Origin of the sequence: Vibrio sp. Vb1018 (assembly GCF_033338775.1) — a bacterium.
Classification (GTDB): Bacteria; Pseudomonadota; Gammaproteobacteria; order Enterobacterales; family Vibrionaceae; genus Vibrio; species Vibrio alginolyticus.
Window position 1 is genome coordinate 89,234 of record NZ_JAWOTI010000002.1, and the last position, 24,798, is coordinate 114,031.

Here is a 24,798-nt window from a genome sequence, read left to right on the forward strand (position 1 = left end):
TTCTTAGCGAATCATTCGTTTCTCAGTACATTCCACGCTTCACAAAGAACTCTAAATCTTTCTGCATCGCCATTTTCTCGATCAGGATGCCAACGAAGCGCGAGTTTTCGCCATTGTTTTCTAATTTCCGCAGGCGTAGCGTCAGTGTTAAGTTCAAATAGTGACAGTGCCTTTGTCTTATCTACGCTGGCTACTGACGAACCACCGATGAACTTTTGATAAGTTGTCCAAAATTCATTCAACAGTCGACGCACTTCATCTTCGTCCGCTTCGTAATTGCGCCAATCTAAGTAATACTCACGCAAAGGATCATGAATATCGATCTTATGCCTCAAAGCTTCCATCGAAGACATGAGCTGAATATCCATGGCTTCGACTTGAAGCCAGCTATCCGGATACAGAGTGTCTTGCAGTTGATATAATGCATTCATGATCAGGAAATTTCTTTTGAATAAATCCTTATCGGGAGAGTCGTCCAGCTTTGAAATATAACCTTGTTCACCCAACGAGCTTGCCAAGGTGTGCACTTTCCAATTAGAGGGCTGTTTTCTCAGAATTTCTAACATTGGCCAAAGCAGCGGATTTTCTATTGCATGAGGCTCAATACTATTGACAGTACGTTGTCCTTCCATTCATCCTCTCTGACACGAGTTTAGGGCCCCATTCACGGCACAAAAAACATAATTTCCACTTTGTAGCATAAATGCAAAAAGGCCGATAGTCATTCACCATCGGCCTTTGTAAGGAGATCACGTAAAGGTTAAATAACCCCTAGCTCACGTAAACGTTCCATAAGGTAGCTATGTGCAGTGTAGCGCTCAGATAACACCACTTCCGGCTTTGGATGCAGGAACAACGGTAATGAGATACGTGACTTTTCTTGACGGCCACCCGTAGGGTTGATTACACGGTGAGTCGTTGAAGGGAAATAACCACCTGACGCTTCTTGAAGCATATCACCAATGTTGATGATTAAGTTTCCGAAGTCACATGGTACATCGATCCAATCACCCTCTTTACTCTTTACTTGCAGTCCAGGCTCATTGGCAGCAGGCAAAACCGTTAGCAGGTTAATGTCTTCATGCGCAGCAGCGCGAATAGCGCCGGGCTCTTCTTCGCCTGTCATCGGTGGGTAGTGAAGCACGCGTAGTAATGTTTTGTCGCTGTTATTGATCATTTCTGACAACGCGATAGAGAACTTCTCTTGAACGTCCTTAGGTGCGTACGCTTCAACCCAACCTAATAGCTCTTGAGCAAATGCATTGGCACGCTCGTAGTACTCTAAGATTTCAGCTTTAAGCTGCTCTGGGATCTGCCCCCAAGGGTAAACATGAAAGTACTCTTTGATGTCTTTCACTTTGTGCCCTTTCGCTACTTCAGACACTGAAGGTGGGAAATAGCCATCTTGGGTGTCTGCGTTAAAGTGAAAATCATTCTTTTGATCTGAACAGAAAAACTCATGCCAGTTTTTGTAAATTGACTCTACAAGCTCTTGTGGAATCGGGTGGTTTTTCAACACACCGAACCCCGTTTCGCGTAGAGAGGTAACGAACTGTTGAGCAGCATCGTCAGCAAGATAATCGACAGTTTCCAGTTTCATGGCTTTACTTCTTTTTTATTAGACTGAATCATGGATTCTATGGATGGGCATGTTGTAAATCAAACTTTAATGAAAAGTGCACGCGCAAACGTTTTAATGTTGAGCAGTTTGCCAATAAATCAACATTTTCAGTGATCAAAAAACCCATTAAAATATCAATTGCACACCGTTCAATTAAGTGCAATCATTAACACAATCTATGGAGTCCCACTGTAAGATAAATTGAAGGATCAAGTAACTCTATGAAAAGCACCTCGACACTCTTAGGATTAACGATTTTTTATGCCATCGTGTTTTTATTTTCTGCGTTGGAACCTAACTCACGCGCAGTTTGGTTTGCGGAGATTATCCCGGCGATTGGTATTCTTGTTGCTATTTGGGCGATTTCGATTCGCTATCAGTTCAGTAATACGGCTTACTTTTTAATGTTCATCTGGCTCTGTTTGCACACTATCGGTGCGAAATATACGTTCTCCGAAGTGCCGTTTGACTGGTTTAACGACATGATTGGTTCAGAGCGAAATAATTTTGATCGCGTTGCGCACTTTTCAATTGGCCTTTACGCATATCCGATCGCTGAATACTTGATAAACAAAAAACGGTTCAACAAAGCGTTCTCTTGCTGGTTTGCTTTGTTTGCTATCATGTCACTTGCTGCTGGCTATGAGATTATCGAATGGTGGTATGCGGAGTTGGCTGGTGGCGATGAGGGAATTGCCTTTCTGGGCTCGCAAGGTGACATATGGGACGCCCAGAAAGATATGTTGTGCGATACCGTTGGTGCAGTGTTGTCGTTATTCTTAATGTCGGCTCAACGTCGATTCTCTCAACCATTCTAAATAAGGGTTAAACCCATCAACAATTGGAACCTGTACGATTTGAGCGACCTCGTATTCGTGCAGGTTTTCTATTTTCTCTTCCACCAATTCATAAAGTTCTCGACGAGTTTTGATCACCAGCAACCATTCGTTGTCAGTACAAATCTCCCCTTTCCACACATAGTGACTTTCAATAGGCATCGTTTGAATACACGCGGCTAATTGAGCATCTAGCAAACCTTTAATGATCTGATCTCGATTTTTTTCATTACTGGTTGTACTTAAAACCATGCAATAGTCATGTTTCATACTCATTTTCTAGCCCTTTATTATTTCATCGTCACTTTGCCGCCAATCATTTTGTAAGCGGGGGTTCCTCTTACTAAAGTATCTCTTGCAAACTCTTGTCCGCAAGCGGGGCAAATACATGGGGTTTGTGTGAAATCGTCAACAATGCGCTCTTTGAAGCATTTAACCAGTGCGCCTTTCCCGCCTTTACGGTACTTAAATAGTTGAGTTTTACATTTAGAGCAAAAGATATCGACGGTTTTCGTCGGTTGTTTTTTATTCGGTTTCGCCATGGTTACTTTCTATATCCGGTTTGACCCATACATTATTAAAATCAAACCAACCTAAGGCATTACACTTTGCATTTTGTAACGCACCGCTGTGGTCTTTATTCACGCCTAGCCAGCAGTGAAACATAGGAATCACCTGACAGCTTTTTACTAACTGTCGTCCTAGCTCACGCGCAGGAAAGTCTGTGTGCATGCCGGCACGCCATTGATCGACAAGTTTAGCCCATTCACTAAAATCGTAACCTGAACTGAACTTCTCAATATCACTGTAATCCAGGAGCCAGCCCGCCAACGCGTCATTTCGGTTCGTTGCAATGCCCATAGCTTTCACCCAGATATCCACTTCCTCAGGCGCGGGCGGTTGAGAATCATAACGAATAAACTCAACCTCTATACCGTGCGGTTTTAAGAGTGTCTTGATGGCCTTGGCAACTACTGGAAACATCGGATGCTTTTTCTGATACGCTACGGAAATTACCTTATTAGCCTGTGGTACGCTGCCCGCTTCCGCTGGCCTGAGATCAATCCAACCGGGCTTAAGGCCAAAGGCTTGCAATACTCCCAGTTCCATCACTTTATCTTGTGGAACATGCGCGTAAATCTGGTGACTGTTGAGGGTTTGCGAGAGGAACTCTGCCCAACGTGGATCTTTTGCAATTCCGGTGTTTTTGTTTAGTAATAGGAATGTACAGCCAGGGTCCAGCTCGACTTCATCGGATGAACCTTGTTTATCCATCTTCGGCTTTGACAGGCTTGGATAAACCATTGAAGAATAGGCTTCATCGATTACCCACACCTCCACTTGGTCAAGTAAAGGGCGAAAACCAAAGTAGCCATCAAAAGCAGTCAAAATAAGACGCTTATCATCATTCATTTTAACTTGGAACGGCCCTGTCCCTATCGGTTGTCTATCAAAGCTTTCAGAACGCAAAGCACTCGGTAGCAAAATTTTTGCTTGCGACTCACTCAGAGCCAGAGGAAGGTAGCGATCAGGACGGACGAGCTCAATATCAACGGTCCACTCTTGTGGTGAAGACACCCGCTTTATGTGAGAAAACAAGTTCAAGCTATTTAACGCAAGCACACTTTCAAGAACACAACTAGTTGTTAACGGTTCACCGTTATGAAAGCGTACTCCACGACGAAGATAAAAACGCCAATGTGTATCAGAAATTGCTTCCCACGTGTGGGCTAAATCTGGTTGAAGTTGTTCATTTTCATCAAGGCGAGTGAGTCCGCTAAAAATTTGTCTGGCGATGTGCTGTTCAGAACGCCGCATCGGTTTCTGCGGGTTTAACATCGACAATGGTCGATAATAAGGCAAACGCACGACCTGCTCGCCCTGTCGATGTTGAAGCCCTAGATAACCTTGGATAACCTGCGTCAATCGTGCCGCATCGTTATCAAGCGCATCTAGAGCCTGACCGATTTTCCCTTCATCGAGATAACGCCTGGCGAGGTTTTCGCTGACGTCGCTTCGATTACGTTTAAAAACGAGTTTCGAAAGTTTTCCTCGACCCGCTGCCGGATGCCACTCAATCCAGCCCTCTTCTTCAAGTTTATTTAGAACAATACGAGCATTACGACGTGTACAAAACAACGCTTCGGTGATGTCTTCGAGCTGAACGTCCGTATCGTGACCGGAAAATTTTTCAAACAGTGTTTCGAACTGAACACGTAAACGAGGGCTACTCATAAAGAGGAAATTCTTATCTTGTTGTCGATAAGCTAAGTTTCCTCATTTTTACCAAAAAGTGCAAACATCACACTATAAATTATTGAATATCGATACCAATTTCTCGCGAAAGTTCGGCCAGTTGTTCCTCGTTGTCCAGCTTGATAGACCATTTGCACTCTGCTCCATGAGATAAAACAACGTTCGCTCCTCTACCCAGCGACTGAATTGCATCGGTTTGCGCTTGCAAGGTTACCATTGCACTGCCGGAGAGCTTAATCACTATTTCACGCTGGGTTGCAATGATTTTTCCTAATGAAAACTCAATCACCATCTTAGTTTATACCGACTTTGTTTTGTGTTGTTTCACAGCGATGGTCAAGCGACTGGTACACACTAAACGGCCTCGCTCATCAGTGATATCGATTTGCCACACTTGCGTTGAAATACCCAGATGAAGCGGTTTTGCCGTACCAATCACATGACCACTTCGCATGGCTCGCACATGGTTCGCGTTAATATCTAAACCGACGCAGTAGCTGCCCTCATCGACAGAGAAGTTTGCAGCCAATGAGCCTAATGTTTCTGCGAGCACGACTGATGCACCACCGTGAAGCATTCCTAAAGGTTGATGAGTAAAGCTGCATACGGGCATGGTTGCTGTAAGGGAGTCGTCAGTGAAATCTGTATATTTAATTTGTAGGTGCTCGATCAGGGTATTTTTTGACGTGGCATTCAGAATCTCTATGCTTACGGGCTTTTTCCATATACTCATTGTTTTACTCTTAGTTTCACAAACTGGTTTGTTAGGTTGTAACGATGTGCTAGGAAGCTAGCATAGACGCTACTTGGGCATAACTTCAAGACGTAACATCTCACCTTCTTTATTAATCAGATGAATAACTTGATCCATGCATCATGTTACTATTTGGGTATATACTATTGCTTCAAAACAAAAAATTAAATGGAGCCTGTTATGAAGGTATGGATGAAAGCCTCTGCTCTTTTAACTATCGCGGGTTTAACAGCGTGTAGCGCATCACCGACGGGTCGCAACCAGATCCTGATGTTTTCAGATCAGGAAATGTCATCGCTTGGCGCTAAATCTTTCGAACAAATGAAGAAAGATATCCCAATCAGCAAAGATCGCAAAACGAATGCCTACGTTCAATGCGTTGCCAAACACATCACTGACACCATTCCCGCTCAATCTGGATTTAAAGACTGGGAAGTCGTTGTTTTTGATAGTGAACAAGTCAATGCGTTTGCTCTACCAGGTGGGAAGATCGGCGTGTATACCGGGCTTTTAGATGTCGCGAAAAACCAAGATCAGTTGGCAACAGTTATTGGTCACGAAGTCGCTCACGTCCTCGCTGACCACAGTAATGAACGTCTTTCACAAAGTCAGTTAGCAAATGCCGGGTTGTCTCTAGCAAACGTTGCCATTGGAGCTTCCGAGTACAAACAGTATCAACAAATGACGATGGCGGCACTTGGTGTCGGTGTCCAATACGGTGTTATTTTGCCATACGGTCGTACTCAGGAATCTGAGGCTGATATTGTCGGGCTGGAATTCATGGCAAAAGCAGGTTTCGACCCACGTCAAAGTGTCGATTTATGGAAAAATATGAGTGCTGCATCAGGTGGTTCTCAACCACCTGAATTCTTCTCAACCCACCCATCGCACAGTACGCGCATTAAAGATTTACAAGCAACCATAAATAAGCTGCCTGCGCATAACGCGAAAGCACCAAGATGTGGCTAATTCATTGCTACTTGCTACTACTTAACTTGCCAAATAACAAAAAGCTCCCTAGGGAGCTTTTAATGATTCTAATCAAGTGCCCAATATCTGTAGCGGCAAACTTAACAAACTATCTCCGAGAGTGGCAAAATACCAGATGATAGAAACAAAACCTCCGACAGAGACCAAGTACCAAGCCAGTGAGAATAGCTGCCCATAACGGGTTAATGGCAATAAATGGCTTCGATGTCGAGCTCTCCATTCCATCACCACTTCTAAAATTCCCATTAACAATAAAAATCCTAGCAACGTCAGACCGAAATAGTAACTGATAAAAATGCCTAATAAAGCGGTCGCAATACTGCCAACTAACCCGACCCAAGTATTCATTGAGAAGGTAATACTTTTGAGCACATGGCCACCATCTAATGGTAAAATAGGCAGCAGATTAAATAGGTTTAGCAAGGCGTTAAACACAGCAAGCCCAGCGAAGATCACCTCACCAGTCATCCAATAAAGCAAAGTAAAAACTATACTAAGTACTAAACCGAAAAATGGTCCCATGATTGAGATAACCACATCCTGCCAGCGCGTGTTTATCTTTTCGTCACTTAGCGCCAAACCACCTAGGAATGGAATCAAATAGATCCCTTTGGTCTTCATTCCAAAATACTTCATCGCTCTAATGTGACCATATTCATGAAAAACCAAGCAAGCGATCAACGCTAGCGCGAACTCGATGGAAAATAGCCAAGAATATGCAGCGAGACTTGCAGACGCTAACGCCACTTTAATAACTTTCGCACTTTTAAGTGCTTTCATCCCAAGAGATACGAGGCCTATTACACTTAAACGCTTTTCGGATGGTGGCGTAACTTCTGGCACTTGGCGCTCGATGTCTTTTTCATTTCGACAACCTTCGTTGACGAGCTCACCGTTAATTGTGACCTTGTAACTCAATTCAAACGGTTGCCATGTTAAAGAACACTCTAAATGACAGTTCAGGATTTCCTCACCCGCAGAGAGCTTAAACTGGTGTAGACAAGTCTCTGCGGTATTGTCACTGGCATCGATTTGAGACACCAACGTATTATCCCAATATAACTGCTGCCACCCAGCCATCGATCCTTCGAGCCTTAGCGAACGACCTAAAAATTCAACATTCAGTAATTCCAATGCGGTTCCTATTGCGTCTATTGAATAACTACATAGCGAGCGCGAATTATGCCTGTGAAGTGAAGAAACAGCAAAGCGAGCTATCTCTTGATTTGATCGTTATTTAACTATAAAGCTCGCAAAACAATTCTGGTCGTACCATTCTCTTCAAAAATATAACGATAATACATGCCCTTACAAGCCATCGTTTGACCTATGCATCATATTTAAAACGCAAAATACGCTCAAACTTTGACAAGTTATTAAACATACAATTAACATTACATTTACATCACCGTTGTATTTCGCGTATTAACAATTGGTGTAAGTACCACACAACAATTACAAGGACTTCGGTCCAGCATTATGACACCCTAGGAGGGTCAAGGATGAACAAGAAGCACTGCTCTCTGCTTACAATTTCAATATTGTTTGCGTGTAATGCCCACTCAGCGGGCTTCCAGGTAGCTGAACATTCGGCATCTGGTCTTGGTCGAGCATTTTCAGGTGAAGGGGCTGTCGCAGATAATGCCAGCGTCCTTGCTCGTAACCCTGCAGCAATGACACTTTTCAAAGAAGCTCAATTTTCGGGCGCGTTATCTATCATCGACCCTGAAGTCGATGTGTACGACACTGTAAACAATGAACACGCGAAAGATGTCGCTCCTTTACAGATCGTGCCAGCAGGTTATTACATCAGCCCTATCAATGATAACTGGGCCTGGGGCATCGGTATGTTCACAACATACGGTGTTGCTACCGACTATCCAAATGATATTTCCGCAGGTGATATGGCGGGTGACACTTCCCTACTTTCAGTAAACATCAACCCTAATGTCGCTTACCGTATCAACGAGTCTTTCAGTGTCGGTGGTGGTATCAACCTCGTATACGCTGAAGCAGAGCTGACTCGTCACAAAGGCGCACTCGCCGGTATTTTAGGTGGTAATAAGTCCGATAACCTTGTCGGCATGGAAGGCGAAACTTTCGCTTGGGGTTGGAATGTCGGCGCTTTATTTGAGCTAAATGAAAACAACCGTTTTGGCTTTGGCTACCGCTCTAAGGTTGATCTAGATTTTGATGACGGTGAGTTTAGTAGTTACGACTCTGGTCGAGCTTCATCACCAAAAGTGGATGGCCGTTTAAAAATCTCTCTTCCTTCAATTATCGAATTATCGGCTTTCCATCAATTGAATGAACAATGGGCTGTACATTACGGCTGGCAACAAACCGACTGGAGCACATTTAAAGAACTAAAAGCGACCAGTAACGAATGTAATGACGGAGTATGTTTCTTTAAACCTGAGAAATATGAAGACAACAATCGCTACTCCATTGGTGCAACTTACATACTTAATACAGACTGGACATTCCGTGCAGGCTTTGCGTACGACGAACAAGCAGGTGAAGCGACATTGAGTATCCCTGACAGTGACCGTTTTTGGTACAGCGCGGGCCTAACTTACGCAATGAGTGAGAATTTAACTTTCGATGCAGGCTTTGCACTTGTTAAGAGTAAATCAGGCTCTTTCACTGAGACAAATGCTCTGGGTGAAGAGATTAAGTTTGACTCAGAAGGTACTGCTTACATCAGCGCGGTACAGATGAACTACACCTTCAAATAATGGGATTACGGAGTAAACCAATGAAACACACGTTTAAATTATCAATGCTTTGTTCTGCAATCCTTCTTGCTGGTTGTGGTGATGATACCTCCAGCTCTGGTACTTCCGACAAAGTTCAATTTGAAGATGAAGTCCAAGCATTGCTTGATCGCGAAACATCCATCAGTTTTACGCTTCAAGGAGCGAACGCAGATGTACCGGCACCGTCTTACTTATTAATGGACACAAGCGATGGTACGCTTGGTCTGCCAACTGATGGCGATGATGCTTTAACCAACCCTAGAGCCTCGATGAATACGATGGATGGATGGTCAACGTCTATGCCAATCGTTCTGAACTTTAAAGGCGATGGTTTTGCAACGGGCATGTTGCCGTCTGGTGTTAAAGTCATCAAGATTAACCAACGCTTAACCGAGTGGGACGGTAAATCTAACCCAATCGAAGAGGTACTCGTTCAGAATCAGGACTACGTAGTTCAAGCAAAAGGTAACTCTCTATACGTCCAGTTCTTGGCTGCACTTGATGAGTCAAGCGAGTACATTTTTGCGGTTACACAAGATGTTACTGACGTAAATGGTGAGCCAATTGGTACATCAGCAAGTTATGCGACTGGTAAATCGAAAGAAATCGTTTATGAAACTGGCGACCTTGCTTCTGTTCAAGCAGTCACTCAGGCGGTTGAAGGCATTTTTGGTATCGCCAAAGTAAACCCTAACGACATCGTTTACTCCTCATGGTTCAGTACCCAGTCTGTAGGTGATACGTTAGCGGCAGTCAAAGGAGTAACCGCTACTGGTTTTTCTACCGGCGCAAACACACTAAATACCGTTTACAAAAATGACTCAAACGAAGGTTCAGTTGACTTATCAACGGCCTACACAATAACGCTCGGTGAAACCCAAGACTTTAGCACTGCGCTAGACTCTGACGATGACTTTAGTAAATACATTAGCGATCTAGACGCAGCTAAAACGGCAATTAAAGGCCTTTACATGCAATCAGGTGCCGATGTAAGCGTGACACAAGGTGTGGTAAGACTGCCTCATTACCTGGAAAAAGGCGCAAGCTGGAACATGCAACCAATGGTATCTGCGATGCCAAGCCTAGCGAAGCTAAGCGCAGCATTAGCGGATCCGAACGAGCAAGCAAACATGGTTCAGCAGCTATCAACAGGCGTTTTTGCAAATGATCCTGTTGATGTGACAAAGCTTGCTACAGATCCTACAGAGCAGCTAAAACTTGTTGGAGCTAAGCTTACTCTTACCGATGGTACCCAGCTTGATAGTGAGCGTATCATTACTCGCTACTCGCCTGTTCCCGTAGTGAAATCGGTTGAAGATGTCGAAGTACTGGTCTTCACACCTAAATCTGGCGTCGCGACAGACGTTGTGATTTATCAACACGGCATCACCTCAGCGAAAGAGAATGCGTACGCGTTCGCGTTCAATATGGTAAAAGCAGGTGTGGCAGTTATCGCTATTGACTTACCTATTCATGGTACGCGCAGCTTAGATGAACAACGTTCCGCAAATGCGAATGTACTGGCTTATCTAAATCTTTCCAACTTAGCCGTTGCGCGTGACAACCTACGTCAAAGTGTTCTGGATGTGTTAGGTTTGCGCGCTAGCTTGGTAGTATCTGCTCAAGGCGGTCTTTTAGCTGGAGGTCCTCTGCAAGGCTTCAACCCAATGACGGGTTCAAAGGTCAAAATGCTAGGTCATTCACTTGGCGGTATTGTAGCTACATCTGCCGTCGCAGCAGCAAACAATACATTGGGCAGCCCTACTGCCGATGCGCTGTACACCTTTAGTTCTGCATCAGTACAGAACTCTGGTGGACAAATTGGTAATTTGTTACTGGGTTCAGACAATTACGGCCCTCAGATCAAACATAACCTCGCTTATGCAGCATCAAAAGACTATGCGACTTACGCTGATGCATCATGTGCGGATCTAGAAGATAAAACATGTTACGAAGCATTTGAGGCTGCGGCAACGGAAGCTCAAGTAGCAGCGCTAGAAGCAGGTTTCTCACAATTTATCTATGCAGCACAGACTACACTAGACACTGTCGATCCGTTCACAAACGCTTCAGATTTAGTGGCATCTGGTTCGCTAACGACACCATTCTTTATGACAGAAGTGGATGGCGATAGCACAGTACCAAACAGCGTTCCAAATGCACCATTCGCGGGTACTGAACCGCTTGCTAATAAGCTAGGGTTGAAGACTGTGAACAGTACGGACACTGATGTGAATGCAACTGCGAGCTTTGTACAGTTTAATGCTACTGCATCGCACAGTACTTTTGCTTCGCCAAATGGCACTCTGTCTGATATTGATCATCATGTAGAGATGCAGATGGAAAACACTGACTTCTTAATGGATGACGCACTAACAGGTGTCACTAACACTTCTGTTTTGAAGTAATCGCAACACCCTTCCTACCAAAGCCCAGTTTCTACTGGGCTTTTTCATTTCAATTCTATTCAAACCCACTCATATTTCCTCTGCTATAGTTAAATCGATGTCTTTGCCTAACTCACTTGTTTAAAAGGAAAACTCTATGCGCGTATTGACTGTTATTGCCACTGTATTACTTCTTTCTGCATGCGGAAGTAGCCAATATCTGATGTCGACAAATGAAGGGAAAATTATTACCTCTTACGGTAAACCAGACCTGAACGAGGAAACGGGTATGTACGAATATGAAGACATGGATGGTAAAGAAATGAGTATTTCAAAAGAGCAAATTGTCCAGATTGTCGAACGTTAACGACAGGCCCTCTGTAAATTAGAGGGCTATGTTCTAGCCACCCTCTCTCTAAATTTACCTCTTTTAGGCTTGTAATCGTTGTAGAATTGACACAACTAATTCATAAGCCAAAACAATTAATAGTGTCTTTTATACTTCCGTATTATTTATTTAGCGAATATTTTACATCTTCACCTTAATCAGGTTGGAGTATTGTAAAATCTAGTCTTTAATTCGCTAACACCCTTTTATTTCTCAGGATAAAGTGGATAATACCGCCACAAAATAACATTACTAAGGTGAGTCCTTATGTCTATTGAAGCTACTCTGCTTGCGCGCTGCGAGTCAAAATGTGAACTGTGTTCTTCTGAATCTCAACTAACTGCATACGCTGTCCCACCTCACGGTAATGTGACGGTTGATACTGCCATCATGGTTTGTGATAAGTGTCTGGGTGAGATCGATGAGCCAAAAGACATTAACCACTGGCGTTGTCTAAACGAAAGCATGTGGAGCCAGGTTCCTGCTGTACAAGTGACCGCATGGCGCCAACTCACTCGCCTAAACACAGAAAGCTGGGCTCAAGATGCTCTTGACATGATGTACATGGAAGAAGAGCAAATGAACTGGGCAATGAAAGGGATGTCTGCTGACGATAAAACGGTTGACTGTAACGGCACTGAACTTAAGAAAGGTGACGATGTAACAGTAATTAAAGACCTACCAGTAAAAGGCACTAATCAAGTAATCAAGCAAGGTACCGTGATTCGTGGTATTAGCCTTGGCGATGATCCAAAGCTAGTTTCGGGTAAGGCAAATGGTGGTCAGTCGATGTACGTGATCGCAGAATACTGCCGCAAGAAGTAATATCGCACTTCAGTCATGTCAAAACGGGGCACCAATGGTGCCCCGTTTTTCTATACAACACTTAATCTACTCTCATGTCTACCTCCTCTAGAGTGTTTCTTTTCTAGGGCGTAGGTTGAGTAGGCATGTTTTACAAATAAAAAATACCGGCTCATAGGCCGGTATTTCTTACATTATTTCAATATTAACGGTACATACCGATGTCTTTTTGAATATGTGCTGACAAGTCTTCTGCGTAGTAACTGCGTGGCGCAGTGTTATCTACAAATAGAATGTCCAGTAAGTGAGCAATCAGTCCTTTGAAGTTAACCGCGTAGGTTTTCTTATCCATAGAGGTTGGTAAAGCTACATTTGTCATTTGCATTGCTTGTGCCATGATTGCCTCTCTTTAAAAGCAGTAGTCTGTTTAGTTGGTTGTATATTAGTCAGTTTCTTATTGTTTAAGAAATGACAAATTTTACCCATTCAAATTAGAATTTCTAATAAAACAAACTCATTACAAAACTCAAAAATACAAATGAATAATAACGGCATAAATAATCACAATTGCTGTAATCACATTGAATAACTGAACATTACCTGCATAATCGCCCCTTAACTCACAACATATATTTAACAATATTTTTCGTTATTTCTTTTGATTTTTGTGCTTACTTTATATTTTTTGATTAGTAATATTAACGCTAGTTTGACGCTTCGCTTTATTTTTTAGGAGTGATGCCACCACTGCCGATGTCATCACAACAACTAAAAATGTGAGAGACCATGCTGTCGGAATCTCATATTCTGTTCCAACCAATAGCATTTTTACCCCGATAAACATCATGATTACTGATAATGCGGGTTTTAAGTATACAAACTTGTCTAACATTGCTTGAAGAACAAAGTACAGCGATCGCAAACCCAGTAATGCAAATACGTTCGCGGCTAAGACTAAAAATGGCTCTCGTGTTACCGCGAATATAGCTGGTATAGAATCCAACGCAAACATAACGTCCATTACTGCAATGACACCAACAACGATCAGCATCGGTGTTGCCACCCACTTACCAGCTTGCTTTAAGATTAAGCGATTTCCTTGGTAGTCATCTGTAACTGGCAATACCTTTCGAATCAACTGCTCCGGATATGGATTAAGTTCTTCTGCTTCGCCTTTGTCGCGAGCTAGCTTAACACCTGTCCAAATAAGGAAAGCAGCAAATAAGTACAATACCCAGTGATACTGTGCAAGTAACTGAGCACCAACCGCAATCATGACAGCGCGTAAAACTAGCGCACCTATCACCCCCCAAAGCAATGCTCTCGGACGCAAATGCTCCGGCACACTGTATTGTGCAAAGATGATGGCAAACACAAACAAGTTATCCACGCTTAGCGACTTCTCTAGTAAGTAACCAGTTAAGAATGAAATCGTTGCTTTGTCGTTCGTATAAGCGCTATGTGGCGCGTAAAAGTCCCAGAATAAATAAATAGAACCTGCAAAAACAAAGGCAAGCAAGAACCAAAAAACACTCCAAACGATGGCTTTTTTCATCGTGATAGCGCCACCACGTGTTTGATAGATATCAAGCGTAACAAGAACAAGGGTAAATAAACCAAAAGCACCATACATCGCTAATGATTCTTGAAGAGGCACCGATTGGCTCAATTGGGTGGTATTTTCGATAAGAGACATATTTCCTCCCATGGCGGAAGGACTTCGTTTGGTGACCTTCCGCAGACAATAACAACCAACAGCCACATAACGATTATGTGCTGCTAGTCAATGAATGCGTTGGTCTCGTTGAAGTGTTGACGTGAATAAACCACGTAACACCTTTACTTACCGGATAAGCTGATGCTTAACGAGATGACGATAAGTAAACTTGCGCTAACTACTCCCCAAACGCCGACATAATAACGCCGAGCGTCAGGCTTTCCAACAAAAAAACCTTGTCTTATCGAAATAAAATTCTTATCAAAAATCAGGAAGCACTATAAAAAGAAAGAAATGGATTCAACCACCTGAACTATAGTAAACAGACAAAAAGCAGCAAATGGCTCAAGACAAACTCTTCATTAGTTAGGGCCCTAACGGGGAAGATAGATACAAAAAAGGAGCATTACTGCTCCCTTTTGTAACATCCACATTCTTAGCAATTCAAAAGCCGCTTAGAGGCACAAAGTAGACCAGTGTTGACCAAATTGCGATCCAGGCAACCACGACTGCCGTATCTGCCCAATCTTTATTCCACATACTGCCATCCTCATCAACCCATGTAGTAAGTGGAGAGCAGCAAAATCAATACCAGTATCTATTATCGACGTCGCTTTGTGTAAAGTTTGTGACTTTGATTCAAACAGTTTGGCTCATCGGTCAGGAGTTCAATAAAACAATCAGCCATGGACAAACTGGTCACACGCCCTTCTCCTTTCATCTCCTGCAATGCGTCGTACCCCTCTTTCCCTTTCATCGTATAGGCAGAAGAAGTCCCTCGATACCAAACATCATCTTGAACACCAACCCATTGTTTGCCATCAAAAATCACTAATGATTGAACTCTTTCACCTTTTGGGGCATCTGCGTGGTACTCGAAGTTTAAATTGTAAGTGTACGGATAACTGCCAGATCCAGTGCCGTCTACGCCATTGTTGAGTGCATTATTTATCGCGCCTTCAAGTGCACGGCGAATAGCGCTGCCTTTTACATCGTAAAAGCCGATAGGAACGGCAAAAGGCAACAGCCGTCCGGCAATGTCTGCCACTGTGATGTTGCCAGGGTTCAAAGAGGTTCTCACGCCACCCGCATTATGAATTGCAAATTGAACGTCATATCCACGTTTGTTTAAACAGTGCAGAAATGATCGGGCAACGGAGGAAGCTAACTCACTCTCACCAAATTCATCGGGAATTCTCACATGACGCTTTTTGGTGTCAACACTAGCAATGACTTGTGACTGTAACTGCCTGACCTGAGGAATATATTTATCGCTCAGGATCGCTTGAGTTTCCGGGTGTTTCTTACAAACCACGACATTCGGTTGACCATGGATGAAGTCGCACGCGGTTTCGAATACACCTTGGTCGAGCTGTTGGTTTAGCGTCGAGTCCCAAAAAATACGTCGACCAAGCAACAGTTCATTTTGTCCACTCAATATCGTTGCTTTACCGTGTTCATCAAACTCAATGACGCAGTGCCCCATTGTCAAAGCATGGAAACCCGCTTGCACCACATAGGTATCATTAATTTTGATACCGTAGGGATCGTCTTGTCCTAACCCTATTGATGAAAAATCACCTTGCAACCGGTGGCTGTGTCCACCAACAATTATACCAATACCTGAGACTTGCTCAGCTAACTCTAAATCACCTTCATAACCTAAGTGGCTCAGAAGAATAATATTTTTTATATCTGATGAATGGATTTGTTTTACGGTCGCCTTGGCGGTTTCAATTGCTGAGTGAAAAGGCGTGTCTGCATCAGGGTTTGCGATGTCGCTCATTTTATCTATGGATAATCCGAAAATCGCGACCCGCTCACCATGGAATTCTTTAACAATGTATTGAGCGCTCTGTGTATCCGGTTGGTAACTATATACATCCTTGCAATCACTGATACGGTGAGGTTTTTTAAGTGACTCATTGGATAAATCCCAGTTGCCAGCAAGCAATGGGAACTGAGTACGTTGGCAAAACAATGCAACTGGCTCATTCCCCATATCTAATTCATGATTGCCTAACGCCATTGCATCAATCTTTAATGCGTTCAATAAGTCGGCATTGGCTTTGCCTTTAAATAGTGAGAAATACAGCGTGCCTTGGAAGCAATCTCCGGCATGGAGGAACAACATTCCATGACCTTGGCGCTGAGCATCATCTCTTAACTGCTCGACTCTGGTTGCGATACGAGAAAAGCCGCCAGCACTGACATAGGGTTCTAGCGTGAGTTCATTGTTTATCTTAAGCTTTAACTGTAATGACGTTGGTTCAAAGTAGGAATGTGTGTCATTGATGTGTGCCAGTTTGATTCTCACTGGCTTATGATTGTTATTCATCTTCATCTTCTCTTTTTTCATTCCTTATAATAATAAGAAGTGAATCATGACAGAATCATGAATTTTATGAAACTGCGATTTAGGATTTCATGTTTAAGTGATCACGATGCTGTCCCCCGGCTTTGAAAGCAAGCCTCGCTTGTAACGGTCTCTATTCAGTAAGAGGCTCTCGTAATTTTGTGAACTGAGCTTAACTCAAAAATTCCGAATTCATATATGCTTAGGAGTAGCAAAATAACTCTCGATAATTCAAATAATTGCAAGGAGGATTGAGATGAAACTAGAACGCATCGAAATCTCCGGGTTTAGAGGCATCAAACGCCTTTCACTCTCTTTTGACGAACTCACCACGCTTATCGGTGAAAACACGTGGGGCAAATCATCATTACTCGATGCCCTTTCCATCGCATTACCTGCCAATGGCTCATTGTATCAATTCAAACTGAAAGATTTTCATGTTGACTACTCAATTTCTCATCCACAAACACAACACTTACAGATCATTGTTTGTTTTAAAGCGCAGGATAAAAACGAAGTAAAAGCGGGACGCTACAGACGCATAAAGCCTACATGGTGCACCAACGAAGATGGTGAGCAAGTCATTTACTATCGTATTAGTGCGTCTCGCGATGAGCACAGCATTAATACAGAGTACGCGTTTTTAGGTCATAACGGCAAACCCAAAAAACTTCACCACTCAGAGAAACTCGCTATTGAGTTAATGACACTTCATCCTGTAATCCGACTACGTGACTCCCGACGCTTCCCAGATTTAAACCATGTCAACGGCGATGGTAAAAATGCTCGGATTGAAAAACGAATCAACAACACCTGTCGACGCTTATTGGCTATGCCTGGCCATGTGAATAAAGGTGAGATTCGTAGTAGCCTCGACTCAATGCAAACGCTTGTTGAACACTATTTCGCGTTCAGAAGTGTCAGTAAAGGCAACCCACGCAAACCTCGTGATGGTCTTTTCTATACAAGCCCTTCCTCTGATAAAGGCTTGAGTCAGTTCTTGAAAGAAACCAATGACAAACAAAGCCGCTTGCTTTTAATGGGGTTACTCAATGCCTATCTTCAAGCTAAGGGTCCCACCGATTTAAGGCGCTGTGCGAGACCAATACTGATTATTGAAGATCCAGAAGGTCGACTGCATCCAACTCATCTAGCGAGAGCGTGGTCCTTATTGCAATTGTTGCCAATGCAAAAGATATTAACCACCAACAGTGGCACGTTACTCGGTTCTGTTCCACTGTATTCAATTCGACGTTTAATTCGGCTATCAGACAGAACCATCGCTAAGAGTTTAAACTCAACAAAGTTTGGTCGAGATGAGTTGCGCCGAATTGGTTTCCATATTCGTTTTCATCGTTCAGGAGCATTATTTGCGCGGTGCTGGTTACTTGTTGAGGGCGAAACCGAAGTTTGGCTTTTTCATGAACTGGCTCGTCAATGCGGGTATGACTTGGCTGCCGAAGGGGTTCAAATCGTTGAGTTTGCTCAATCAGGTCTAAAATCACTCATCAAAGTAGCAAAAGAGTTTGGTATTGATTGGCATGTCGTTACTGATGGCGACCCAGCAGGGAAAAAGTACGCGCATGCAGTGCGAGCACAGCTCGACCATGATCAGGAAAGGCATCGACTTACGGAGTTACCCGACCGAGACATCGAGCACTTTCTGTACAACAATGGTTTTGAACTTTTCTTTAAGGACATCATCAAAGTTCCTCATGACCACCCTATCCCTGCTAAAAAAGTCGTAAATCGTGTTTTGAAAAAACATGCAAAACCGGACTTAGCTTTGGCTATTGTTTCTCATTGTGAAGTGAAAGGCATGGAGTGTATTCCTGTTCTTCTGCGCTGGACACTTAAACGCGTTGTTACCATGGCCAACGGCAATACATGAGTTAGGCGTATTTCACACTCAGCGTATTGTCTTGTAATACAAAAAAAGCACACCAATTTGGTGTGCTTGTATCAAACATCATTAATTTTGATTAAGGGTATTGAGAGGGATAAAACTCAATACACAGTGGATACCAATAAGATCGGGGGTTCACTACTGTGCTTGCTCAGCAAGCGAAGAAGAAGTAGCGGTTGATTTCGTATGCAACCATAGCCCTGTCGCTTTCATTAGATAGCCAAACACACCACCTAGCAACAACGATGGAATGACAAGTTGCCAGTTTCCGTCAGCCGCAAATGTTGCGCATGAACCAATAAAAGTACCAGGGATGTACGCGAGCCAAGCCTGTTTAGCTTGAATACACATGAAGAATGCCACAATAGCGGTAATCACATAGCCAATAATTTCCAACCCCACGTAAGTGGAACCGTGAATAATTACCATTGCCCAGAATACGCCTGTCATATTGGTGATTAAGCTGATGCCTAGTCCTTTCAATCCGCTCGTTGGCGCTGCAAAGTAGCTCGTGCAACCTAAAAAACCAGCCCAAGAAAGCAAACCTAAAGAGATGGCGATCCAACCCCATACGCCAGATAAAATTCCAGTAGTGATAGAAATAGCTAAAAGTGTCGTCATGGTAGTCATACCTGCTCGGCTATTATCGTACCTATATGGTTCAATAACTGCCTTCATACATTGAAATCAAGGACACATGTTAGATACATCAGCTCAGCTTATCGGTGATATTGATCACAATAAGATATTATTATTTTCACAATTTACATTAAAAGTTTGACGCAACCGATAAATCAACAGATTTAGGGAATAAAACCAACTCATCTCGTAGGCATGTTTAATCAACCTTTAAAGAACTGAAGGCTTCCCTTTCATCATTCGCAGTCCCTCTCTTTTAATGCAGTCGACTAATGGGTTTTCTGCCATATCTGAGCGCCATATAAATGAAAGCGTCCTTTCCATTTTTAACTCAGGTACATTTAATGCCACAAGATGACCTGCTTCTATATATCGCTCTACATCTAAATACGGTAAGCAAGTAAGGTACTGACCATTAGCAACTAAACTACGTAACACCGGAACGTGTTCATACTCGCGCCACACATCCAAATCTTCAATAAGGTGGTGAATGGAACTATCAAATGTTTTTCGTGTGCCAGAGCCATGCTCTCTTAGTACCCACTTCGCTTGCTCTAACTGCGCAAGGCTAACAGACTGATTACGCGCAAAAGGATGATGAGAAGCTGCGACAACAGTAAGATGATCACGACACCATACTTCTTGGTGTAAACGGTTATCATCACAGCGCCCTTCAATAATCCCTAAGTCATACTTGTAATCTAATACCCCATCAATCACCCCTTTTGTACTTTGTACACCGAGAGAAATACGCATTTCTGGAAAGTCATTATCAATGATACTGATAAGGTCGGGAACTAAGTGCTCTGCTGGGGTTTGACTCGCTCCCATACGAATCTCACCACTCAATAAATGTTGCTCATAGAAGCCCATTTCAATCTGCAATGCATCTTGTAGCAAGCGTTTTGCTTTTGGTCGTAACCACATCCCCCAATGGGTTAACGCCATTTGCTTGCCTTGCCTCTCAAACAACGGCCTGCCAAGCATCTTCTCTAATTGCGCAAGCGACATACTCGTCGCTGATTGTGTCAAAGCCAATTTTTCTGCGGCTTGGCTTACACTGCCGGTATCTGCAACTGCGTCGAAAACCGCTAATTGCTTAAGTGAGTAGCGCAAAGTGTCCTCCATTATTAGTGGGTATTTCCCAATTCCCACAATTGTTAAAGCATGCCCCAATAAGCAATAGAGTTCATTTTACCTAGCCCCGTAAAGTTATCAATTAATTTGATGAGGTTTCTAAATATTATCAATTTTACCTTACTAACCGTTCTCCCTATTCTGAGTACGCGGTTCGGGAACACCGCAAGCCTCAATGGTTTTGAAACCGAAGTCATTGAGGCTCTTAATAAAAACAACAATTTCATTTTTGAGTTAATAACCAAGGATTTTTTATGCGATTACAAATTAAGGAGTCAATATGGCGGTGACCAGTTCTCAAAATCACCAGTATTTTTCTCCAAAAGAGATGATGGTTGAAGCGGAAAAATTTGCGTTAAGTAAGGCAAACAAAACCAGCAGTATGACATTAAGCCTCGCGATTATGGCCGGCGCGTTCATCGGGTTAGCATTCTTGTTTTACATCACGGTGACCACCGGTAGTACGGGCGCTGGTTGGGGCTTGAGCCGCCTAGCTGGTGGACTCGCATTTAGCATGGGATTGATCCTCATAGTGATCTGCGGTGGTGAATTATTTACCAGCTCCGTCCTATCCAGTATTTCTTGGGCCAATAAGCAAATATCGTTCGGTAAGATGCTTTCGATCTGGGGCAAAGTTTACGTTGGTAACTTTATTGGTGCGATGTTCCTACTTGCGCTGGTTACTGCTGCTGGTCTTTATCAGATGGATGGCGGTCAATGGGGATTAAATGCGCTTAACATCGCACAACACAAACTTCACCACACTCTCATTCAAGCGTTTGCACTCGGTATTCTCTGTAACCTGTTGGTCTGCCTAGCGATTTGGCTGACATTTAGTTCTGCAAATGCAATGACAAAAGCAGCAATGACAATTTTGCCTGTGGCAATGTTTGTCAGCAGCGGTTTTGAGCACTGTGTTGCGAACATGTTTATGGTTCCACTTGGTATTGTTATCGCGAATTTTGCACCTGAATCTTTTTGGGCATCTGTCGGTGTGCCCGCGTCACAATACACAGACCTAAACATTAGCCACTTTATTACCGCTAACTTAATTCCTGTCACGCTTGGCAACATCGTCGGCGGAGCGGTATTAGTTGGCCTTTCAAACTGGTGTATTTTTCGCCGACCAGAACTAAAAGCAGCGAATATTTCTTCTATCACTACAACTACAACACTGTCGTCAGTTAAGGATTTCACCATGAAAAATGCCTCTTTTGTTAAAGACATTATGAACCCAAAACCAGTCACCATTCGTGCAGAAACGCCAATTGCAGCCGCGCTGGATGTGTTACTTGATAACAACGTAACTAGCGCACCTGTTGTAGACGTACAAAATCGATTAGTTGGCTTCTTCTCTGCTCACGATGTGATGGTAGAACTATGGTGTGAGGACTACATTCCGGTGAAAGACCAAAAAGTCGTCGACATCATGAGCAGAGATGTGGTCGCAATTGACGCTGATGATCGCCTCGTTGATGTTGTGGAATTCCTATGTATCGATAAAGAGCAGTTGTACCCAGCGAGCAGTATGGGTATTGCCACTCGCTTGACGTCTTTGTCTCTCGAAGAACGCGCTAAAAGTATCAAAGTAAGTAAGCCACAAGTGCTTCCTGTGCTTGAAAATGGGCAGATGGTCGGGGTGGTTACTCGTACTGAAGTATTAAAAGCACTACGCCCGATTTTTGGTGAGCGTTTAAACTTAGTGGAAAAAAGTGAGTTAGAAACAGCGTAATTCGCTAAACATTTACAACGTCTATTGGCTTTCAATCGCTATCACTGACTGGTTTATCGATGTTAGTGATGTGATTAAGATAATAAAAAAGCGCTCTTCAAGTGAAGAGCGCTTTTAGTGTATCTAAAAGGAACTAATTACTTCTTAATACCTTCGATATGAAGTTCCATATCGACGTAGCTTGAAGCACCCATTACTGGGATGTCAAAGTCAGCAAGCTCTAGGCGAGTGTTGCCAACAAAGCCAGCGCGCTCGCCGCCCCATGGGTCACTGCCAGCACCAACGAATTCAGCCTCAATAGTAATAGGCTTAGTAACACCGTGTAGCGTTAGATCACCAGTTACATCTAGTTTGCCATTGCCTTTATCAACCACTTTTGTGCTCGTAAAGGTTGCTTCACTGTATTTACCAGCATCGATGAAGTCACCACTACGAATGTGTTTGTCACGTTCAGCATGGTTTGAATCTAGGCTGGTTGTATCAACAACAACATTTACTTTTGAATCAGCAATGTTGTTTTCATCAAAAGAAAAGTCACCAGAAAATGTATTGAAACGACCTTTGATGAAACTGTAACCCAAGTGGCTAACTTTAAAGTTGATTGAAGCGTGAGCACCTTTGGTATCGATGACATAATCTGCAGCTTGCGCACCAAATGGCAGTGCCATAGCGATAGCTAATCCTGTAGCGAAAAGTGACTTTTTCATTTTGAAGCTCCTAACATTTTTCTTAATGTGTTGTCTTTATCGATAAAGTGGTGTTTTAGTGCAGCAATAGCATGTAAGCCTGCAATCAGGATGACTGCCCAAGCTGCATAGAAGTGAATCTCACCTGCAATATCTGATTGGCCTGGGAATAACTCTCCCGCTCCTGGCACGGTGAACCAATTAAACACTTCGATGCCGCGTCCATCAGACGTTGAAATGAGGTAACCTGAAACAAAGATGGTGATCAATAGTAGGTACATGACACCATGCGCTGCTTTAGCAGCAAGCACTTCGTAACGTTTGCCTTCTACCTTTGGTGACGCCGTCACATGTTTCCATACGATGCGTGCCAAAGTTAAAATAGCGAGTAAAATACCGACAGAGCGATGGTAATGCGGCGCAGTTCGATACCATTCGCTGTAATAGCTAAGGTCGACCATCCACAAACCCACTGCAAATAGACCAATAATGCACAGCGCTGATAACCAATGCATCACGCGTGCAGTAAGGTTGTAATTCTTTACCAGTGTATCCATCTCAAGTTCCTAGATATATTCCTAAGTTAATGCTGAGCAAGAAACACTACATTAACCTATTTACGTCATATGAAACAGATTATTTACCATCATTTACATCCAGCCAATGGTACCGTATCTATCAAGTTGTTCGAATTTTTTGAAGGAACTTTAAATCGTTTGTAAAACTGAAACTTACAGCTTAACTTCTTGTTCTATCTCATACAGCTCTTCGGAAACTTCTAACATTCTGCGTTCAACCAGTAACTTAGCATCTTCAACACCCTTGTTATAATAAATTGGCCCTAGTTTTTCTGTAATAAAATCAATTAGAAACTCACTATCGAACTGGCCAATTTCAACATCTAGCTCGTCTTGCATGTAATCTTGAATGGCGGTGGCCAACGCCTCTTTTTGTGCGCGTTCTAGCTTTATCATTTTTTCCCTTTCAAATTTTTGTTCAACTTCTGCTTCTTTCGTGTTGCTCTATTAAAGATTAGACACGGTCATTTGTGAGAAATTTGGTGTTTAGATCAAGAAGTTGCCGAAGTAAATTAGTCTATTCTCAAAAGACTATGCTAACCTTTTGCAGTTCGTTTTGTAATTATTAAGGGATATTCTTTGCTACTCGACCTAGTTATTCAAAGTGTTAATGATTTTCAAGACGACTGTCTTAAGCTGTGTGAAAAGCATTACCCTGCGGTGCATAACCAAGGCATGAGTGAGCATCATCTTGGTCTCGCTTTTTCAAGAAGGATGGAACATACTTTTCGTCACTTTGGATACAACTGCGTGATAAAGCCAATCGAAGTGTTGGATTCTCCAGACCTTCCCCATCACTATCGAATTTCATCCGACATTGGCACTGTCTGGGTTCTGAGTCACCATATGGTCAGTGCCGGAAAATCTTGCCGGGAAAACTTACTCTCATCAATTACGGAATGGCAGAGTGAATATGGTTATGCCTTACAGCCTAATGACCTACTCTTTTTGGTTTGCGATCATTGGATAAGTCGCAGCAAAACGAGCCGAGAATTGCTTCATTGGTGGATGGGTGAACTACCCGATCAGATCAACGAATACACAGAACAAGGAATCACACTGTACACCAGCGAGTCGCAACTCACGCAATCTTTGGACACTCGATTCGGTATTAGCCCTTGTTACATTAAGTTTGGGCATCCTTTACGGCGTTCGAACAAACAGCAGTTAGTCAGAAAATATTTGCAGTTGTATGCCGTACTGCAATGGTAGCATCAAATTGAAGTGCTGAGATTATCAATTATTTCATCAA

At 43.0% G+C, this 24,798-nt stretch carries 25 protein-coding genes; 9 read left to right on the plus strand and 16 right to left on the minus strand.

The window, feature by feature from the left end; genetic code table 11:
* Positions 1–11: 11 nt before the first annotated feature.
* Both R7Z10_RS02805 and R7Z10_RS02810 read right to left on the minus strand, forming a co-directional pair.
* The gene (locus tag R7Z10_RS02805; protein WP_005376328.1) at positions 12–632 is read right to left on the minus strand and encodes a DNA-J related domain-containing protein; all 621 of its coding nucleotides are present in this window, start codon (positions 630–632) and stop codon (positions 12–14) included.
* A 128-nt stretch (positions 633–760) separates the two neighbouring features.
* On the minus strand, positions 761–1,600 hold the full coding sequence (locus R7Z10_RS02810; RefSeq protein WP_318103875.1) for a 2OG-Fe(II) oxygenase family protein: 840 nt from the start codon (positions 1,598–1,600) through the stop codon (positions 761–763).
* Positions 1,601–1,842: 242 nt separating this feature from the next.
* Here R7Z10_RS02810 and R7Z10_RS02815 point away from each other — a divergent pair, with 242 nt between their 5' ends.
* Positions 1,843–2,439: a DUF2238 domain-containing protein gene (locus tag R7Z10_RS02815; protein ID WP_005376330.1), complete on the plus strand. Its 597-nt coding sequence runs from the start codon at positions 1,843–1,845 to the stop codon at positions 2,437–2,439.
* On the opposite strand, the gene cutA is transcribed toward R7Z10_RS02815, so the two are convergent.
* The 5 genes from cutA to R7Z10_RS02840 form a co-directional block, all read right to left on the minus strand.
* Complete coding sequence (gene cutA, locus R7Z10_RS02820) at positions 2,401–2,733, minus strand: divalent-cation tolerance protein CutA (RefSeq protein ID WP_005376332.1); 333 nt, start codon at positions 2,731–2,733, stop codon at positions 2,401–2,403. The two genes, R7Z10_RS02815 and cutA, sit on opposite strands and share 39 nt — an antisense overlap.
* 14 nt (positions 2,734–2,747) lie before the next feature.
* Positions 2,748–2,999, minus strand: coding sequence for a hypothetical protein (locus tag R7Z10_RS02825; protein ID WP_005376334.1), 252 nt, complete (start codon positions 2,997–2,999; stop codon positions 2,748–2,750).
* Positions 2,983–4,692, minus strand: a complete 1,710-nt coding sequence (locus tag R7Z10_RS02830; protein ID WP_053307684.1) for an SgrR family transcriptional regulator — start codon at positions 4,690–4,692, stop codon at positions 2,983–2,985. The genes R7Z10_RS02825 and R7Z10_RS02830 overlap by 17 nt, the downstream gene beginning before the upstream one ends.
* Positions 4,693–4,771: 79 nt before the next feature.
* Positions 4,772–5,005 carry a DUF3389 domain-containing protein gene (locus R7Z10_RS02835; protein ID WP_318103876.1) on the minus strand — a complete coding sequence of 78 codons (234 nt, stop codon included), beginning with the start codon at positions 5,003–5,005 and terminating at the stop codon, positions 4,772–4,774.
* A 6-nt stretch (positions 5,006–5,011) separates the two neighbouring features.
* Positions 5,012–5,446 carry a hotdog fold thioesterase gene (locus R7Z10_RS02840; RefSeq protein WP_005376340.1) on the minus strand — a complete coding sequence of 145 codons (435 nt, stop codon included), beginning with the start codon at positions 5,444–5,446 and terminating at the stop codon, positions 5,012–5,014.
* A gap of 201 nt (positions 5,447–5,647) precedes the next feature.
* Between R7Z10_RS02840 and R7Z10_RS02845 the strand changes: the two genes are divergently transcribed.
* Positions 5,648–6,436 carry a M48 family metallopeptidase gene (locus tag R7Z10_RS02845; protein ID WP_318103878.1) on the plus strand — a complete coding sequence of 263 codons (789 nt, stop codon included), beginning with the start codon at positions 5,648–5,650 and terminating at the stop codon, positions 6,434–6,436.
* A gap of 72 nt (positions 6,437–6,508) precedes the next feature.
* On the opposite strand, the gene R7Z10_RS02850 is transcribed toward R7Z10_RS02845, so the two are convergent.
* Entirely contained in the window at positions 6,509–7,537 is a 1,029-nt protein-coding gene (locus R7Z10_RS02850; RefSeq protein WP_238762746.1) for a site-2 protease family protein, read from the minus strand.
* A gap of 422 nt (positions 7,538–7,959) precedes the next feature.
* Between R7Z10_RS02850 and R7Z10_RS02855 the strand changes: the two genes are divergently transcribed.
* The 4 genes from R7Z10_RS02855 to R7Z10_RS02870 all read left to right on the plus strand — a co-directional run bounded on the left by R7Z10_RS02855 (position 7,960) and on the right by R7Z10_RS02870 (position 12,816).
* Positions 7,960–9,195, plus strand: coding sequence for an outer membrane protein transport protein (locus R7Z10_RS02855; protein ID WP_005376347.1), 1,236 nt, complete (start codon positions 7,960–7,962; stop codon positions 9,193–9,195).
* Positions 9,196–9,215: 20 nt separating this feature from the next.
* Positions 9,216–11,624 carry a VolA/Pla-1 family phospholipase gene (locus R7Z10_RS02860; protein ID WP_258460730.1) on the plus strand — a complete coding sequence of 803 codons (2,409 nt, stop codon included), beginning with the start codon at positions 9,216–9,218 and terminating at the stop codon, positions 11,622–11,624.
* Positions 11,625–11,760: 136 nt separating this feature from the next.
* Complete coding sequence (locus R7Z10_RS02865; protein WP_017634171.1) at positions 11,761–11,970, plus strand: YgdI/YgdR family lipoprotein; 210 nt, start codon at positions 11,761–11,763, stop codon at positions 11,968–11,970.
* Positions 11,971–12,258: 288 nt separating this feature from the next.
* Positions 12,259–12,816 (plus strand): PhnA domain-containing protein, encoded by a 558-nt coding sequence (locus R7Z10_RS02870; RefSeq protein WP_005376350.1) that lies wholly within the window; start codon positions 12,259–12,261, stop codon positions 12,814–12,816.
* 184 nt (positions 12,817–13,000) lie between these two features.
* Here R7Z10_RS02870 and R7Z10_RS02875 read toward each other — a convergent pair whose 3' ends face one another.
* From R7Z10_RS02875 to R7Z10_RS02885, 3 genes are all read right to left on the minus strand, one after another.
* Positions 13,001–13,192 (minus strand): hypothetical protein, encoded by a 192-nt coding sequence (locus tag R7Z10_RS02875; RefSeq protein WP_005376351.1) that lies wholly within the window; start codon positions 13,190–13,192, stop codon positions 13,001–13,003.
* A 279-nt stretch (positions 13,193–13,471) separates the two neighbouring features.
* Positions 13,472–14,491, minus strand: a complete 1,020-nt coding sequence (locus R7Z10_RS02880) for a TerC/Alx family metal homeostasis membrane protein (protein ID WP_318103880.1) — start codon at positions 14,489–14,491, stop codon at positions 13,472–13,474.
* 622 nt (positions 14,492–15,113) lie between these two features.
* Complete coding sequence (locus tag R7Z10_RS02885) at positions 15,114–16,856, minus strand: bifunctional UDP-sugar hydrolase/5'-nucleotidase (RefSeq protein WP_318103882.1); 1,743 nt, start codon at positions 16,854–16,856, stop codon at positions 15,114–15,116.
* 268 nt (positions 16,857–17,124) lie between these two features.
* Between R7Z10_RS02885 and R7Z10_RS02890 the strand changes: the two genes are divergently transcribed.
* Positions 17,125–18,759, plus strand: coding sequence for an ATP-dependent endonuclease (locus tag R7Z10_RS02890; RefSeq protein ID WP_318103883.1), 1,635 nt, complete (start codon positions 17,125–17,127; stop codon positions 18,757–18,759).
* A gap of 153 nt (positions 18,760–18,912) precedes the next feature.
* On the opposite strand, the gene R7Z10_RS02895 is transcribed toward R7Z10_RS02890, so the two are convergent.
* Together R7Z10_RS02895 and R7Z10_RS02900 are read right to left on the minus strand one after the other, a co-directional pair.
* Entirely contained in the window at positions 18,913–19,395 is a 483-nt protein-coding gene (locus R7Z10_RS02895; RefSeq protein ID WP_017634175.1) for a DUF1097 domain-containing protein, read from the minus strand.
* A 228-nt stretch (positions 19,396–19,623) separates the two neighbouring features.
* Positions 19,624–20,529, minus strand: coding sequence for a LysR substrate-binding domain-containing protein (locus R7Z10_RS02900; RefSeq protein ID WP_005376369.1), 906 nt, complete (start codon positions 20,527–20,529; stop codon positions 19,624–19,626).
* A 301-nt stretch (positions 20,530–20,830) separates the two neighbouring features.
* On the opposite strand from R7Z10_RS02900, the gene focA reads away from it, so the two are divergent.
* On the plus strand, positions 20,831–22,282 hold the full coding sequence (focA, locus tag R7Z10_RS02905) for a formate transporter FocA (protein ID WP_025767788.1): 1,452 nt from the start codon (positions 20,831–20,833) through the stop codon (positions 22,280–22,282).
* 137 nt (positions 22,283–22,419) lie between these two features.
* Here the strand turns inward: focA and R7Z10_RS02910 are convergent, their stop codons facing one another.
* The 3 genes from R7Z10_RS02910 to R7Z10_RS02920 all read right to left on the minus strand — a co-directional run bounded on the left by R7Z10_RS02910 (position 22,420) and on the right by R7Z10_RS02920 (position 23,942).
* Positions 22,420–22,989 (minus strand): YceI family protein, encoded by a 570-nt coding sequence (locus tag R7Z10_RS02910; protein WP_017634178.1) that lies wholly within the window; start codon positions 22,987–22,989, stop codon positions 22,420–22,422.
* Entirely contained in the window at positions 22,986–23,525 is a 540-nt protein-coding gene (locus R7Z10_RS02915) for a cytochrome b (protein ID WP_025767789.1), read from the minus strand. Before R7Z10_RS02915 ends, R7Z10_RS02910 begins: the two co-directional genes overlap by 4 nt.
* A 174-nt stretch (positions 23,526–23,699) precedes the next feature.
* Positions 23,700–23,942 (minus strand): DUF2164 domain-containing protein, encoded by a 243-nt coding sequence (locus R7Z10_RS02920; RefSeq protein WP_005390155.1) that lies wholly within the window; start codon positions 23,940–23,942, stop codon positions 23,700–23,702.
* Positions 23,943–24,125: 183 nt separating this feature from the next.
* Between R7Z10_RS02920 and R7Z10_RS02925 the strand changes: the two genes are divergently transcribed.
* A complete protein-coding gene (locus tag R7Z10_RS02925) occupies positions 24,126–24,758 on the plus strand; it encodes a hypothetical protein (RefSeq protein ID WP_005376385.1) in 633 nt (210 codons plus the stop codon).
* Positions 24,759–24,798 lie beyond the last annotated feature (40 nt).